13 protein-coding genes are annotated in these 14,473 nt (G+C 71.8%); 6 read left to right on the plus strand and 7 right to left on the minus strand.

What is annotated here, in order from left to right; translation table 11 throughout:
- Positions 1-99 precede the first annotated feature (99 nt).
- Positions 100-495, plus strand: a complete 396-nt coding sequence (sodN, locus tag AB0G35_RS10320; protein ID WP_360946796.1) for a superoxide dismutase, Ni — start codon at positions 100-102, stop codon at positions 493-495.
- A 365-nt stretch (positions 496-860) separates the two neighbouring features.
- Here the strand turns inward: sodN and secY are convergent, their stop codons facing one another.
- The 4 genes from secY to AB0G35_RS10340 form a co-directional block, all read right to left on the minus strand.
- Entirely contained in the window at positions 861-2,171 is a 1,311-nt protein-coding gene (gene secY / locus AB0G35_RS10325; RefSeq protein WP_360946798.1) for a preprotein translocase subunit SecY, read from the minus strand.
- Positions 2,172-2,695: 524 nt separating this feature from the next.
- Positions 2,696-3,091: a cellulase gene (locus AB0G35_RS10330; protein WP_360946800.1), complete on the minus strand. Its 396-nt coding sequence runs from the start codon at positions 3,089-3,091 to the stop codon at positions 2,696-2,698.
- 11 nt (positions 3,092-3,102) lie between these two features.
- Complete coding sequence (locus tag AB0G35_RS10335; protein WP_360946802.1) at positions 3,103-3,609, minus strand: SigE family RNA polymerase sigma factor; 507 nt, start codon at positions 3,607-3,609, stop codon at positions 3,103-3,105.
- A 333-nt stretch (positions 3,610-3,942) separates the two neighbouring features.
- On the minus strand, positions 3,943-4,902 hold the full coding sequence (locus AB0G35_RS10340; RefSeq protein WP_360946804.1) for a LysR family transcriptional regulator: 960 nt from the start codon (positions 4,900-4,902) through the stop codon (positions 3,943-3,945).
- A gap of 218 nt (positions 4,903-5,120) precedes the next feature.
- On the opposite strand from AB0G35_RS10340, the gene snpA reads away from it, so the two are divergent.
- On the plus strand, positions 5,121-5,789 hold the full coding sequence (gene snpA, locus AB0G35_RS10345) for a snapalysin (RefSeq protein WP_360946806.1): 669 nt from the start codon (positions 5,121-5,123) through the stop codon (positions 5,787-5,789).
- Positions 5,790-6,080: 291 nt separating this feature from the next.
- Here the strand turns inward: snpA and AB0G35_RS10350 are convergent, their stop codons facing one another.
- Together AB0G35_RS10350 and AB0G35_RS10355 are read right to left on the minus strand one after the other, a co-directional pair.
- The gene (locus AB0G35_RS10350; protein WP_360947115.1) at positions 6,081-7,166 is read right to left on the minus strand and encodes a magnesium and cobalt transport protein CorA; all 1,086 of its coding nucleotides are present in this window, start codon (positions 7,164-7,166) and stop codon (positions 6,081-6,083) included.
- Between the two features lie 93 nt (positions 7,167-7,259).
- A complete protein-coding gene (locus AB0G35_RS10355) occupies positions 7,260-8,870 on the minus strand; it encodes an MFS transporter (protein ID WP_360946808.1) in 1,611 nt (536 codons plus the stop codon).
- Positions 8,871-8,978: 108 nt separating this feature from the next.
- On the opposite strand from AB0G35_RS10355, the gene AB0G35_RS10360 reads away from it, so the two are divergent.
- The 4 genes from AB0G35_RS10360 to AB0G35_RS10375 all read left to right on the plus strand — a co-directional run bounded on the left by AB0G35_RS10360 (position 8,979) and on the right by AB0G35_RS10375 (position 14,190).
- Positions 8,979-10,010 (plus strand): YafY family protein, encoded by a 1,032-nt coding sequence (locus AB0G35_RS10360; protein ID WP_360946810.1) that lies wholly within the window; start codon positions 8,979-8,981, stop codon positions 10,008-10,010.
- 98 nt (positions 10,011-10,108) lie between these two features.
- Positions 10,109-12,406 carry a heavy metal translocating P-type ATPase gene (locus tag AB0G35_RS10365; RefSeq protein ID WP_360946812.1) on the plus strand — a complete coding sequence of 766 codons (2,298 nt, stop codon included), beginning with the start codon at positions 10,109-10,111 and terminating at the stop codon, positions 12,404-12,406.
- A 274-nt stretch (positions 12,407-12,680) separates the two neighbouring features.
- Positions 12,681-13,619: a beta-ketoacyl-ACP synthase III gene (locus AB0G35_RS10370; RefSeq protein ID WP_360946814.1), complete on the plus strand. Its 939-nt coding sequence runs from the start codon at positions 12,681-12,683 to the stop codon at positions 13,617-13,619.
- Positions 13,620-13,743: 124 nt separating this feature from the next.
- Positions 13,744-14,190: a VOC family protein gene (locus AB0G35_RS10375; protein ID WP_360946816.1), complete on the plus strand. Its 447-nt coding sequence runs from the start codon at positions 13,744-13,746 to the stop codon at positions 14,188-14,190.
- A gap of 19 nt (positions 14,191-14,209) precedes the next feature.
- Here the strand turns inward: AB0G35_RS10375 and AB0G35_RS10380 are convergent, their stop codons facing one another.
- Complete coding sequence (locus tag AB0G35_RS10380) at positions 14,210-14,437, minus strand: hypothetical protein (protein WP_360946818.1); 228 nt, start codon at positions 14,435-14,437, stop codon at positions 14,210-14,212.
- Positions 14,438-14,473: the final 36 nt, after the last annotated feature.

Here is a 14,473-nt window from a genome sequence, read left to right on the forward strand (position 1 = left end):
ACCGGACTTTTGCCCTAAGACCCCCGGGGCGCCCGAGAAAAGCCTTCCCGCACCGAGTAATCTCGCACCTGAGAAGACGATCACGAGGAAGGACTGCATATGCTTTCCCGCCTGTTCGCACCGAAGATCAAGGTCAGCGCCCACTGCGACCTGCCCTGCGGTGTCTACGACCCGGCCCAGGCCCGCATCGAGGCCGAGTCGGTCAAGGCCGTCCAGGAGAAGTACCAGGCCAACGAGGACCCGGACTTCCGCACCCGCGCCGTCCTGATCAAGGAGCAGCGCGCGGAGCTGGCCAAGCACCACGTCTCGGTGCTGTGGAGCGACTACTTCAAGCCCCCGCACTTCGAGAAGTACCCCGAGCTGCACCAGCTCGTGAACGACACCCTGAAGGCCCTCAGCGCCGCCAAGGGCTCCAACGACCCGGCGACCGGCCAGAAGGCCCTGGACTACATCGCCCAGATCGACAAGATCTTCTGGGAGACGAAGAAGGCCTGACGCTTGTCTAGGCGGCCTGACCTGCACTTTCGCGGGTGGCCTCGCCTACCTGTCCGCACCCGGTCCGCATGCCGCCGAGCACGGCGCCCATGACGGAGCGGGTGCGGTCTTCTTTGCCCGGCCGCAGGTGCGGTCTTCTTTATCCGGCCGCGGTGCGGTCTTCTCTACCCGGCCGCAGGTGGGGTCGATGCGCTCGGCCGGCCGGCTCCTACGGCGGACGCGGTCGCCGCGGTCGGACACGACCTCCACGCGCGACAGCGCAGGGCGAGCCGGTCCCGCAGCTGCTCGGGGCGCTCACCCCGCCCCTGCCGCTCGCCCCGCCCCTGCCGCTCGGCCGGCGCCGGCCGAACAGGCCTCTTTGCGCGTCAGCGCAGGAACCCTTCGTAATCGCGCTGCTGGAGCTGACTCTCGATCTGCTTCACGGTCTCCAGTCCGACGCTCACGATGATGAGGATGCTCGTACCGCCGAACGGGAAATTGCTGCCGTTGAACAGCACCAGTGCCGCTGTGGGCACCAGGGCGATCAGCCCCAGGTAGAGCGCTCCCGGCCAGGTGATCCGGTTGAGCACGTAGCCCAGATATTCAGCCGTGGGCCGGCCGGCCCGGATGCCCGGGATGAATCCGCCGTGCTTCTTCATGTTGTCCGCGAATTCATCGGGGGTGAAGGAGATGGCGACGTAGAAGAACGCGAAGACGACGATCAGCAGGAAGTAGAGCGTCAGATGGATCGGTTGGTCACCCCTGGCGAGATTGGTGGCGATCCACCGGGCCCATTCCGACGCCGAGTTACCGCCGAGGTCGATCAGACTGGGGATGGAGAGCACTGATGAGGCGAAGATGACGGGAACGACACCCGCCTGGTTCACCTTCAGCGGGATATAGGTCGAAGTACCGCCGTACGAACGGCGGCCGATCATTCGTTTCGCGTACTGGACCGGGATCCGGCGCTGCGCCTGCTCGACGAAGACCACCAGGCACACCATGCAGAGGCCGGCCAGGATCACGAGGGCGAAGTCTCCCCAGCCGCCCAGGATTTTGCCCGACTTCTTGATCTCCCACAGGTTGGCCGGGAAGCTGGCGGCGAGGGAAATGAACATCAGGAGGGACATGCCGTTGCCGATGCCGCGGTCGGTGATGAGCTCTCCCAGCCACATCACTACGGCGGCGCCGGCGGTCATGGTGATGACCATGACGGAGGCCCGGAATACCGAGGTGTCCGGGACGACCTGGGCGCGGACCTGACAGGTGGGGAAAAGCCCACCGCTTTGGGCTTTGGCCACCAAGGCGGCGCCCTGGAGCACCGCCAGGCCCAGCGTCAGGTACCGCGTGTACTGGGTGATCTTTGCCGTGCCCGCCTGTCCCTCCTTCTTCAGCGCCTCCAGGCGCGGCACGACCACCGTCAGCAGTTGCAGGATGATGCTCGCCGTGATGTACGGCGTGATCCCCAGGGCGAAGACGGTGAGCTCCAATAGCGCACCACCGCTGAACGTGTTGATCAGGCCGAAGAGGCCGCCGTTGCCGGCACCGTCCTTGATGCACTGCGTGACGTACCGGTAATTCACCCCGGGAACCGGGACGTTCTGCCCCAGCCGGTAGAGGAGCAGGATTCCCAGGGTGAAGAGTATCTTTTTGCGGAGACCGGGCGCCTTGAAAACCCTGACGAATACGGTAGGCACTTTTCACATCGTCCTTACTCTCGCAAGTTGACGGGCATGCAAGTTGACGGGTATGCAAGTTGATGGCGGAACCGCATGGCGATCTCTTAATGGGCCCTTCACCGGGGGGACCGTCTCAGTGGCCGGCCGCCTGGGGAGGAAACAGCTCTGCGCGATTGCGGCGGGACCAACAGGCACCGCGGCAGCGTCGTTGTTGCTGAGGTGGGGATTCTGGTGAGCGTGTTCCGTCAGACGGTTGCTGCCGTGGGCGCCCGGCGTGCGGATGTCGACGGGAAGTCCGCTCGCGGATCTGCCGGTCGGCGGGCGGCCGGTGGTGGGCGACTCGAAGCTCCGGCAGCGGTGCGGCGCAGCGTCGCACGGGGCGAGGTGCTCCTCGCCCCGGGTCCGTGCCGCTACCGGACGGGGTTGCGTCTGCGCAGGTGAGCGGCGTGTTTCGCAGCGTACTTACGGCACTCCCGCGCCCGCTCCTCCATTCCGGGCGCCGGGGTCCCGCTCCTGCGCCATGGACCGAACCTCGGCCGGCGCTACTTGGTCGTCGGGGTGGGGGTCGGGATCGGGGCGGGTGCGATCGTGCAGGTACGGGTGGGGAGCGGGACCGGCACGGTCGTGGAGGTGTGGGTCGGCAGCGGAACCGGCACGGTCGTGCAGGTGCGGGTCGGGAGGGGGACCGGCGCGGTCGTGGCGGTGGGTTGGTGGTGAGGCACGGTGGGCCCGCCTTGAGCGGAAGCGCTCGGCAGGACTTCCAGCCCGACGCCGAGCCCGGCGATGGTCAGCGCCGAGCCGGTGGCCACCCAGACTGTCCGGGCACGGCGTCGGGCACGGACACCGGCTTGCAGCCGCTGCCGGTGCTGGTCCTCGAAGGGGGTGTTTGCCTGGGTATCGCGCATCATCCGCGCGAGTTCGTGTTCGAAGTCTTCCATGATGTCTCCTTTCACTTCACCGGCTCGATGGCGTCACCCAGGAGCTGCCGCAACCGCGTCACGCCCCGTGACGTGAGGGACCGGGCGGTGCCCACCGGACACCCCAGCGCCTCGGCAACCTGCACCTCGGACAGGTCCTGGTAATAGCGCAGCACCACCGCGGCGCGCTGCCGCACCGGCAGCAGTGCCAGCGCGGCCTCCAACCGAGTCCGTTCCTCCACGGCAGTGGTCACATCGCCGGCCTCGGGAAGTTCCGGCAACCGTTCCACCGGACGCTCGCCCCACCAGCGACGCCGTGCCGAGCGAGCCGCCGCACGTGTCAGCACCCGGCGCACATACGCCTCCGGCGCCTGCTCGGCCACCCTCGGCCAGGCGAACCACAGCTTGACCAGCGCCTCCTGCAGCAGGTCCTCGGCCCGATGCCGATCTCCACCGGTGAGCAGATGCGCCAGGTGGAGCAGTGCCGACCAACGACCCGCGACGAACCGGTCGAACGCATCGGCCCGCAACTGCCCCATCAACGCCGTCCCTCGTCTCGATCACTCGCCTACGCCCCTACAAAGGCAGTGACCCACGTCCCGCTATGCAGTCCCCGGGCGTGAGCTGCCTCACATGCCCCTCTCGGCCGGTCGGTTCCGGGGCGCCGCCGGCCTTGAACGAAGTGGTCGCGAGGGGGCCGGGTCGCCGGGCCGGCAGCGTTGGACCAGGGGGCGGCCGGTTGCCGCTGGACGCTCGTGCGTGGCTCCAGGGGCCGTGTGCAGCGGGGCCTGACGCCGGGGAGCCGCGGGGCCCGGGGAGGCCCCGCGGAGGTCCCGCGGACGTCCCGCGGAGGCCCCGGAGAGGGGCACCCGCTATGTCGCGACCGGCAGCGGGGGGTCGTGGCGGACGAGCCAGGCGCGGTAGGCGTCGCTCGCCCAGGCGATCTCCATGTAGGAGGCGGTCAGGTCGGCGAACAGCTCGTCCGGTGTGCCCGCCGGGGTGCCGTCCTGGCGGCAGGCCATGAACAGCCGGACCGCCAGCGGGTCGCCGTACAGGGGGCGGATGGCCATGCCGGGCCGGGAGCGGGCGGTCGGCTGACAGGGCGTGACCACCTCACCGGCCGTGACCAGGTCCACCGTGGTGAGGTAATCGCCGTGCACGACCCGGGGGTTGATGCCGGCCGCCGCCCAGATGCGGCGCAGACCGGCCCATTCGCCGTCCACCGTCGGGTCGACCATCCACTGGTCCTCGGCGAGGTCGGCGACCCGGACCACGTCCTGCGCGGCCGCCGGGTGGCTGTCCGCCAGGGCGATGAACTGCGGCTCGCGGGCGATGAGTTCGTGCTCGACCAGACCCTCGGGGACGCGCAGCGGGGCGCCCTCGACCTCGTGCACGAACGCGGCGTCGAGCTGGCCGGTGGCGACCATGTGCAGCAGGGCGTTGGCGGACACATCGGTACGTATGGTCGTGTCCGTTGCGGGCAGCCGGACCCGTAGTCGGCGCAGCCAGCCGGCGACCGCGGGGCTGTTGGTGCTGCCGATGTGCAGCCGGGCGCCCTGCTCGCGGTGCGAGACCGACGCGACCTCGTCGACAAGCGCCCGCATTTCGGCCACTATCGGCCGGGCCCGGCACAGCACCGCATGGCCCAGTGGGGTGGGCCGGCTGCCGGTCGATTCGCGGAAGAAGAGCTGGCCACCGAGGGCCTTTTCGATGCGGTGGAGCTGTGTCGTCAAGGAGGGCTGGGTCATGCCGAGTTGCCGGGCCGCCTTGCGTACGCTGCCGGAGTCCGCGATGGCGCACAGTGCGCGAAGATGCCGTACCTCTAGCTCCACGCCGGGAGCATAACGACGAGGGCATCCGTCACACCAGGCTCTCAAACCCGCCGGAACGCGCCTTTTTCGCACGGGTATGGGGCCAAGCTATCGCCACCTGAAATCTCCGTCCTGTGGGTGAAGTCCGTCCAGACTCAACGGCACCAAGAAATCCGCAGGGCCCCGGTCGCCGCCCCACACGGCGACCGTACGGCCCTCGGAGATGAAGGAGCCCCCACATGAGATCTCCCAAGACGGCGCTGTCGGCGGCGCTCGGTCTGGGCCTCGCCGCCGCGCTCGCAGCCGCGGCGCCGGTTTCGGCAGCTTCCCCCTCCCCCACCCCCTCCTCGCACCTCAGCACCCCGGCCTCGGTCGCCGCCTACAACGGCTCGGCGGCCGAGAAGGCGGACACCAAGGCGTTCTTCGAGGCCGTGATGAAGTCGGCGCGGGCCAAGATGAAGGCCCACCCGCACGCGGAATCGGTCACCGTGACCTATGACGCCAGCGCCGCACCGACCTTCAAGAGCCAGATAGCCGAGAGCGCGTCGATCTGGAACAGCGCCGTCAAGAACGTGCATCTGCAGGAGGGCAGCGGCGGCGACTTCCAGTACCGCGAGGGCAACGACCCGCGCGGTTCGTACGCCAGCACCGACGGCCACGGCAAGGGCTATGTGTTCCTGGACTACCAGCAGAACCAGGAGTACAACTCCACCCGCGTGACCGCCCACGAGACCGGCCATGTGCTGGGTCTGCCGGACCACTACGAGGGCCCGTGCAGCGAGCTGATGTCCGGCGGCGGCCCCGGCACGTCCTGCCAGAACACCCAGCCGGACGCGAACGAGCGCGCCCAGGTGGAGCAGCTGTGGGCCAACGGCCTGACGGGCGTCCACTTCGGCAAGGCGTCCTGACGCCTGGTTCGCACCACGAGTTCGGCGGTGGCCGGCGGACCGGACCGGTTGACGGTGAACGGTCCGCGCACCCGGCCTGGGGCTGACGAGTACCGGATCCTGGCGGCCGGCTCTCGTATCCCCACCAGCCCTCGCAGTTCCTGCGCCGCCCGTGCGGTGGGGCTCTTCGGAGCCCCACCGCTTTTTCGTGCCTGCCCGGGTTTCCCTGGCGCTGCTGTCCATTGCCCGGTGGGCCGCCTGCGCGCGGCCCGACGCGGTGGAGCGCGGGCTGTGGAGTGCGGGCTGTGGAGCCTAGAGCCAGCCGTTGCGTTTGAAGCCGCGGTGGATCACCCAGCAGATGATCACCGTGAGGGCCATCACCAGCGGGTAGCCGAAGGTCCAGTGCTTCTCCGGCATGTACTCGAAGTTCATGCCGTAGATGCCGCAGACCATGGTCGGTACGGCGAGGATCGCCACCCAGGCGCTGATCTTCCGCATGTCCTCGTTCTGCGCAACGGTGACCTGGGCGAGATGGGCCTGGAGTATGGAGTTGAGCAGTTCGTCGAAGGCCGTGATCTGTTCGGTGACCCGGGCGAGGTGGTCGGCGACGTCCCGGAAGTACGTCTTGATCTGCGGGTCGACCTGCCGCATCGGCCGGGTCGCCAGCTCCCGCATCGGCCGGTCCAACGGGGCCACCGCCCGCTTGAGTTCCAGCAGCTCGCGCTTGAGCTGGTAGATCCGGCCGGCGCCGCCGGTGACGCGTTCCGAGAAGACCTCGCTCTCGACGTCGTCGATGTCGTCCTGGACGGCGGCCGTGACGTCGAGGTAGTCGTCCACGACGAGGTCGGCGACGGCGTGCAGGACGACGGACGGGCCGAGCGCCAACTGCTCGGGCACCCGCTCCAGTTGCTCGCGCAGCGGCCCGAGCGAGCCGTGTCCGCCGTGCCGGACGGTGATCACGAAGTCGGTGCCGGTGAAGACCATGATCTCGCCGGTCTCCACCACCTCGCTGTTGTCGGTGAGCTGGTCGTGCTCGACGTAGCGGACCGTCTTCAGCACGGTGAACAGCGAGTCGTCGTAGTGCTCCAGCTTGGGGCGCTGGTGGGCGTACACGGCATCCTCGACGGCGAGCGGATGCAGCCCGAAAAGGTCGACGATTCCGGCGAATTCCTTCTCGGAGGGCTCATGCAGCCCGATCCAGACGAATCCTCTGCCGGACTCCCGTACCCGGCGTATCGCCACATCGGCCGGGTGGTCGCCGTCCTGCCGCACACCGTCGACGTACACCGCGCAGTTGACCACGGCGGTGCCCAGCGGCGAGCGCGCGGGGTGGCTGAGGTCCACCCCGCGCGTACGCGGCTGCGGCAGCCGGACGGCCTTGCGGAGGTTGCTGATCATCGACACCCGGCCAGTATGGCAAGCGGTCGCCGGGGAACGGTATGCCGATGCGGGTGGTTCTGCTCCGCGCGGACGCCGCCCCCGGGCCGGGCGTCAGGGGACGGGGACCGGCTGCGGGTCTTCCTCCGCCGCGCGTTCCGGGGCGTCCCGCGTCCCCGTTTCCGGGGGCGTCTCCGAGGGGAGGGAGATCTCCGCTTCCGGGGACGTCTCCGTCCGCGCCGTACGGCCCCGGTGCGGGAGCAGGAACAGCAGGGCCAGGACGAGGACCAGGCCGGCCGCGACCCACCACAGGGCGTGGGTGGTGGCGGCGATGAACGCGGGATGGGCGACACCGGGCGCGGCCGCCCCGCCGCCGGCCTCCCCCGAGCCGCCGACGACCCCGAAGAACGCCACCGACGACAGCCCCAGGCCGAGCGCCATGCCCAGCTGGCCGGTGGTGTTGAAGATGCCGGACGCCGAGCCGGAGTGCGCGGCCGGCACCTCGGATATCGCCATATCGGTGACCGGCGCGACGATCAGGCCCATGCCGGCGCCCATCAGCAGCATCGCCGGGGCCATCTGCCAGGACGTGAGGGCGGCGCCGTAGTGGTCGGCGGACCAGAGGTAGAGCAGCGCGCCGGACAGCATGATCAGCGCGCCCGCCTGCAGGACCGCGCGGCCGAAGCGCGGCACCAGCTTCTGCACCGACATCCCCGCCGCGACCGAGCAGGCGAGCGAGAACGGCACCCCGGTCAGCCCGGCGTGCAGCGGCCCCCAGCCCAGCCCCAGCTGCATGAAGAGCGTCCAGATCAGGAAGAACAGGCCGCTGACCGCACCGAAGGTGAGCTGGACGGCGGCGCCCGCCGCGAAGGACCGGACCCGGAAGAGGGAGAGTTCGACGAGCGGTGAGCCGTCCTTGCGGGCCTTGGCGCGCTCGTAGCGGACGAAGCCGGCCAGGACGAGCGGGCCGGCGCCCATCGAGACGAATCCCCACAGCGGCCAGCCGGACTCCCGGCCCTGGGTGAGCGGGTAGAGCAGCATCAGCAGGCCGACGGTGGCCAGTGCGGTGCCGACGAGGTCGAGGCGCAGCGCTGCCGGGGAGCGGGACTCGGTGAGGAAGCGGCGGCCGAGCAGGATGCCGGCCACCCCGACCGGCAGGTTGATCAGGAAGATCGGGCGCCATTCCAGGCCGAGGAGGTCGCCCTGGGTGAGCACCGCGCCGATCAGCGGGCCGCAGACCGCGCCCAGGCCGATCACCGCGCCGAACATCCCGAAGACCTTGCCGCGTTCGTGCGCGGGGAAGGTGACGTGGATGATCGCGAGCACCTGCGGCACCATCAGCGCGGCCATCGCGCCCTGGAGCACCCGTGCGCCGATCAGCATGCCCGGGCCGGTGGCGAGTCCGCACAGCGCGGAGGCGAGCGTGAAGCCGGCCATGCCGAGCAGGAACAGCCGCTTGCGGCCGTGGATGTCGCCGAGCCGGCCGCCGGTGATCAGGCCGAGCGCGAAGGCGAGGGCGTAGCCGGCGGTCACCCACTGCAGGGCGCTGAAGGTGGCGCCGGTGTCCTGCTGGATGCTCGGCAGCGCGATGTTGACGATGGTCGCGTCGACCAGGTCCATGAAGGCGGCCGTGAGGACGACGGCGAGCGCCGTCCAGCGTCTGCGGTCGGGCGCGGCGGGGTCGGGCGCGGCACCGTCGGGCACGGCGGGGTCGGGCGTGGTCATGGGCGTACTACTCCACTCCAGGGCCGGGGTCGGTGGTGCCGGAACAGCTGTGACGGTAGGGCCGATGTAGGACAGAGGCGGTCCTATTACCTGCGGCATCATCGGGGGATGAGTGAGACATCGGCACGTCTGCTGAATCTGCTGTCCCTGCTGCAGACCCCGCGCGAATGGCCCGGGCCGGAACTGGCGGAGCGGCTGGGGGTGACCTCCCGGACGATCCGGCGGGACGTCGAGCGACTGCGGGACCTGGGGTATCCGGTGCACGCCACGATGGGCGCGGTGGGCGGGTACCGGCTGGCGGCGGGGGCCGCGATGCCGCCGCTGCTGCTGGACGACGAGGAGGCGGTGGCCATCGCGGTGGGCCTGCGGTCGGCGGCCGGCCACACCATCGCGGGGATCGAGGAGGCGTCCGTACGGGCGCTGGCCAAGCTCGAACAGGTGCTGCCGGCCCGGCTGCGGCGCCGGGTGGGCACGCTGGGCACGGCGACCGTCCCGATGCCGGCCGGGAACGGCCCGACCGTCGATCCGGAGCATCTGACGGTGCTCGCCGCGGCCATCGCCAACCACGAGCGGCTGCGCTTCGCCTACCGGGCGGGCGCCGGGGAGCGGACCAAGCGCCTGGTGGAGCCGCACCGGCTGGTGGCGGCGGGCCGGCGCTGGTACCTCGTGGCGTACGACAACGACCGGGAGGACTGGCGGATCTTCCGGGTGGACCGGCTGAGCGAGCCGTTCCCCACCGGCGTGCGGACCGCGCCGCGCGAGCTGCCGGCCGCCGACGCCGGGGCGTACGTACGGGAGCGGATGCAGGGGATGGCGCCGGCGCACCGTGCGGTGGCGACGGTGTACGCGCCGGCCGGGGAGGTGACCGCGCGGCTGGGCGGGCCGGCGGCGGGTGAGGTCGTGCCGCTGGACGAGGGGTCGTGCCGGTGGCACAGTGCACCCGATTCGCTGGAGTGGCTGGCGATGCGGCTGGCGCTGCTGGGGCGCGAGTTCACGGTGCACGAACCGCCGGAGCTGTCCGCGTATCTGCGGGCGATGGGCGAGCGGGTGGGCCGGGCGGTGGACGCGAGCGGAGCGGGCGGGGACCCCGGGGACGGGGGCGCCGGGGGCGGGAACCCGGCGGAAGGGGGCGCGGAATGAGGGACACGCCGCAGAGCGGAATACCCTAGGGGGGTATAACGTTGCGTACGGGGAACGCGCACGCGTGACACGCAGTCGCAGCACACCGAGGAGCACCGATGACCACCGCGATCGGAGAGCACGGCGTCGAGCTGGAGATCGGCGGGATGACCTGCGCGTCCTGCGCCGCCCGCATCGAGAAGAAGCTCAACCGCATGGAGGGGGTCACCGCCACCGTCAACTACGCCACCGAGAAGGCGCAGGTCGCGGTCGCGGAGGGCAGCGGGGTCACCGCCGCGGACCTGATCGCCACCGTGGAGCGGACCGGCTACACCGCCGCGGTCCCCGAGCCCCCGGCGCCCGCCGAGCCGCCGGGCGACGGGCCGGACGGCGGGCCGGCGGGGGCCGACGAGGAGGCCGGCGGCGCCCTCGCCCTGCTGCGCCACCGGCTGCTGGTCTCGCTCGCGCTGTCCGTCCCGGTGGTGCTGATGGCGATGGTGCCGCCGCTGCAGTTCACCAACTGGCAGTGGCTCTCGCTCACCTTGGCCGCCCCGGTGGTGGCCTACGGCGCCTGGCCGTTCCACCGGGCCGCGTGGACGAACCTGCGGCACGGCGCCGCCACGATGGACACGCTGATCTCGATGGGCACCCTGGCGGCGCTCGGCTGGTCGGTGTGGGCGCTGTTCTTCGGTGACGCCGGGATGCCCGGGATGACCCACCCCTTCGAGTTCACCCTCACCCGCACCGACGGCAGCAGCGCCATCTATCTGGAGGCCGCGGCCGGCGTCACCACGTTCATCCTGGCCGGGCGCTACTTCGAGGCGCGGTCCAAGCGGAAGGCCGGGGCGGCGCTGCGTGCGCTGATGGAGCTGGGTGCCAAGGACGTCGCGGTCCTGCGGGACGGCCGGGAGGTGCGCGTCCCGGTCGCGGAGCTGAGCGTGGGTGACCGGTTCGTGGTACGGCCCGGCGAGAAGATCGCCACCGACGGGAAGGTGGTGGAGGGCGCCTCCGCCGTGGACGCGTCGATGCTCACCGGCGAGTCCGTTCCGGTCGAGGTCTCCCCCGGCGACACCGTCACCGGCGCGACGGTGAACGCGGGCGGCCGGCTGGTCGTCGAGGCCACCCGGGTCGGCGCGGACACCCAGCTGGCCCGGATGGCGCGGCTGGTGGCGGAGGCCCAGAACGGGAAGGCCGCGGCGCAGCGGCTGGCCGACCGGATCTCCGCCGTCTTCGTCCCGGTCGTGATCGCGCTCGCCGTCGGCACCCTCGGCTACTGGCTGGTCACCGGCGCGGGCGCGGTGGCCGCCTTCACCGCGGCGGTCGCCGTGCTGATCATCGCCTGCCCGTGCGCCCTGGGACTCGCCACCCCGACCGCGCTGATGGTCGGCACGGGGCGCGGCGCGCAACTGGGCATCCTGCTGAAGGGGCCCGAGGTGCTGGAGTCGACGCGCAGGGTGGACACCATCGTGCTGGACAAGACCGGCACGGTCACCACGGGCGTGATGACGCTGACCGAGGTGCACCTCGCCGAGGGCGTGCCGGAGACCACCGCGCTGCGGCTGGCCGGGGCGCTGGAGCACGCCTCCGAGCACCCGATCGCCCGGGCCGTCGCCACCGGCGCCGCGGCCCGCGTCGGCACCCTGCCCACCCCGGAGGACTTCACCAACGTCCCCGGCCTCGGCGTCCGCGGTGTCGTCGACGGGCACGCCGTCCTGGTGGGCCGCGCACAGCTGCTGGACGAAGAGGGCCAGGGCCTGCCGGACGGGCTGGCCGCCGCCAAGGCCGCGGCCGAGGAGCAGGGCCGTACCGCGGTCACCGTCGGCTGGGACGGCGCGGCGCGGGCGGTGCTGGTGGTCGCCGACGCGGTCCGGCCGACCAGCGCGGAGGCGGTCCGCCGGCTGCGGGCGCTGGGCCTGACGCCGGTGCTGCTGACCGGCGACCACCGGGCGGTCGCGGAGTCGGTCGCCGCCGAGGTCGGCATCGACGAGGTGATCGCGGAGGTTCTGCCGGAGGACAAGGTGGACGTGGTCGCCCGGCTGCAGGCCGAGGGCCGCTCGGTCGCCATGGTCGGCGACGGCGTCAACGACGCGGCCGCCCTGGCCCGCGCCGATCTGGGCCTGGCCATGGGCACCGGCACCGACGCCGCCATCGAGGCCGGTGACCTCACCCTCGTCCGCGGCGATCTGCGCGCCGCCGCCGACGCGATCCGGCTGGCCCGGGCCACCCTGGGCACCATCCGCACCAACCTGTTCTGGGCCTTCGGCTACAACGTCGCCGCGCTGCCGCTGGCCGCTGCCGGGCTGCTCAACCCAATGATCGCCGGTGCCGCGATGGCCTTCTCGTCGGTCTTCGTGGTCGGCAACAGCCTCCGGCTGCGCCGCTTCCGGGCCCTGGACGGGGCGGCCGCCCGCGGCTGACCGCCGCCGACCCGCCCGGACGCCCCGGGGGGCTTCCCTGGCCTCCCCCGGCCTCCCGGACCTGCCCCGAGGTCCGGTTCTGGCGCCAGTCTCCAGTTCTGGCGCCGGAACATTGGCGGATCGCTCACCCGCCGGCCGCCGCCGGCGGGTGAGACTGGTGCGGAAACGAACATCCACGTACCGACAGTCCACGCACGGCCGTCCACGACCGCCCGCGCACCGGCCGTCGGCGTGCGAACGATCCGCACCCACGCTCCACGTACAGGGGGACCTCATGACCGGGTCACGCGTCCTGGCTCTCGGCCATTACCAGCCCTCCCGGGTGCTCACCAACGACGACCTCGCCCAGATGGTCGACACCGACGACGCCTGGATCCGCAGCCGGGTCGGCATCCGCACCCGCCACATCGCGGCCCCGGACGAGACCGTGGACTCGATGGCGGCCGCCGCGGCGGCCAAGGCGCTGGCCGCCGGCGGGGTCGCTCCCGGGGACGTCGACCTGGTGCTGGTCGCCACCTGCACGGCCGTCGACCGCAGCCCGAACGCCGCGGCCCGGGTCGCCGCCCGGCTCGGCCTCGGCTCGCCCGCCACGATGGACGTCAACGTCGTCTGCTCCGGCTTCACGCACGCACTGGCCCTGGCCGACCAGGCCATCCGGGCCGGCTCCGCGACCACCGCCCTGGTCATCGGGTCGGAGAAGTTCACCGACATGATCGACTGGACGGACCGGACGACCTGTGTGCTGGCCGGTGACGGGGCGGGCGCCGCCGTCGTCACCGCGGCGGACGAGCCGGGGATCGGTCCGGTGCTGTGGGGCTCGGTGCCCGAGATGGGCGGCGCGGTCCGTATCGAGGGCGAGCCCGGCCGGTTCTCCCAGGAGGGCCAGACCGTCTACCGCTGGGCGACGACCCGGCTGCCGGGCATCGCCCGCCAGGTCTGCGAACGCTCCGGGATCGCGCCCGCCGACCTCGCCGGGGTGGTCCTCCACCAGGCCAACCTGCGGATCATCGAGCCGGTCGCGGAGCGGCTCGGCGCGGTCAACGCGGTGGTCGCCAAGGACGTCGTGGACTCCGGCAACACCTCCGCCGCCTCCGTCCCGCTGGCGCTGTCCAAGCTGGTCGAACGCCGCGAGGTCCCCTCCGGCGCCCCGGTGCTGCTGTTCGCCTTCGGCGGCAACCTCTCCTACGCGGGGCAGGTCATCCGCTGCCCTTGAGGGGCACCCGAGGGGAGCCGGGCGCGGCGCCGTACGAGGCCGCCGGGCGGCTTGGGCCGTACGGGTCCGGCCGGCGTCCGATTCGTTCAAGACCCCGGCCCGGCGGCCTCCCTACGCTCGCCGCATGACGACTACTCCTCCGCGTTCCCCCGGTTCTCCGCGCTGTGCGGCCTTCGGCATGGTGGTCGCCGACATGGCCGCCGCCCTCGCCTTCTACCGCCGGCTGGGCCTGGTGGTCCCGGCCGGATCGGACACCGCTCCGCACGCCGAGGCCGACCTGCCGGGCGGCCTGCGGCTGATGTGGGACTCGTACGAGACCGCCCGCGCCATCGACCCCGACTGGACCCCGCCACCGGCCGGCACCCCGACGGGCCTGGCCTTCGAGTGCGACGGCCCGGCCGGCGTCGACGCGCTCTACGCCGACCTCACCGCCGCCGGCTACAAAGGCGAGAAGCCGCCGTGGGACGCGTTCTGGGGCCAGCGCTACGCCGTCGTCCAGGACCCGGACGGCCACGGGGTGGACCTGTTCGCACCGCTGCCGCGGAAGCCGGGCGACGGGCCGGAGGTGTGAGCGGAACCCCTGGGTCCCGCTAGTGCCCGGGCTGCTCCCGCAGGTACTGCGCACCGCACAGGAAGCAGAACGGCTCGGCCTTCGGCGTGCCCCAGGCTTCGGCCGACTGGGTGGCGGCGGCCGGGGCCAGGTCCCGGCCGCACATGGCGGTGGTGCTGCCGATGCGCGTCATGTGCCAGAGCTTTACCGGGGTGTCCTCGTGCGGCAGCAGCCCTTCCTCGTACTCGGCGCGGATCTCGTGCTCCATGGCGGTCCACCTCCTACCCTTACGATGCGCCAGCGG

Origin of the sequence: Streptomyces sp. NPDC021749 (assembly GCF_040640655.1) — a bacterium.
In the GTDB taxonomy this organism is placed as follows: Bacteria; Actinomycetota; Actinomycetes; order Streptomycetales; family Streptomycetaceae; genus Streptomyces.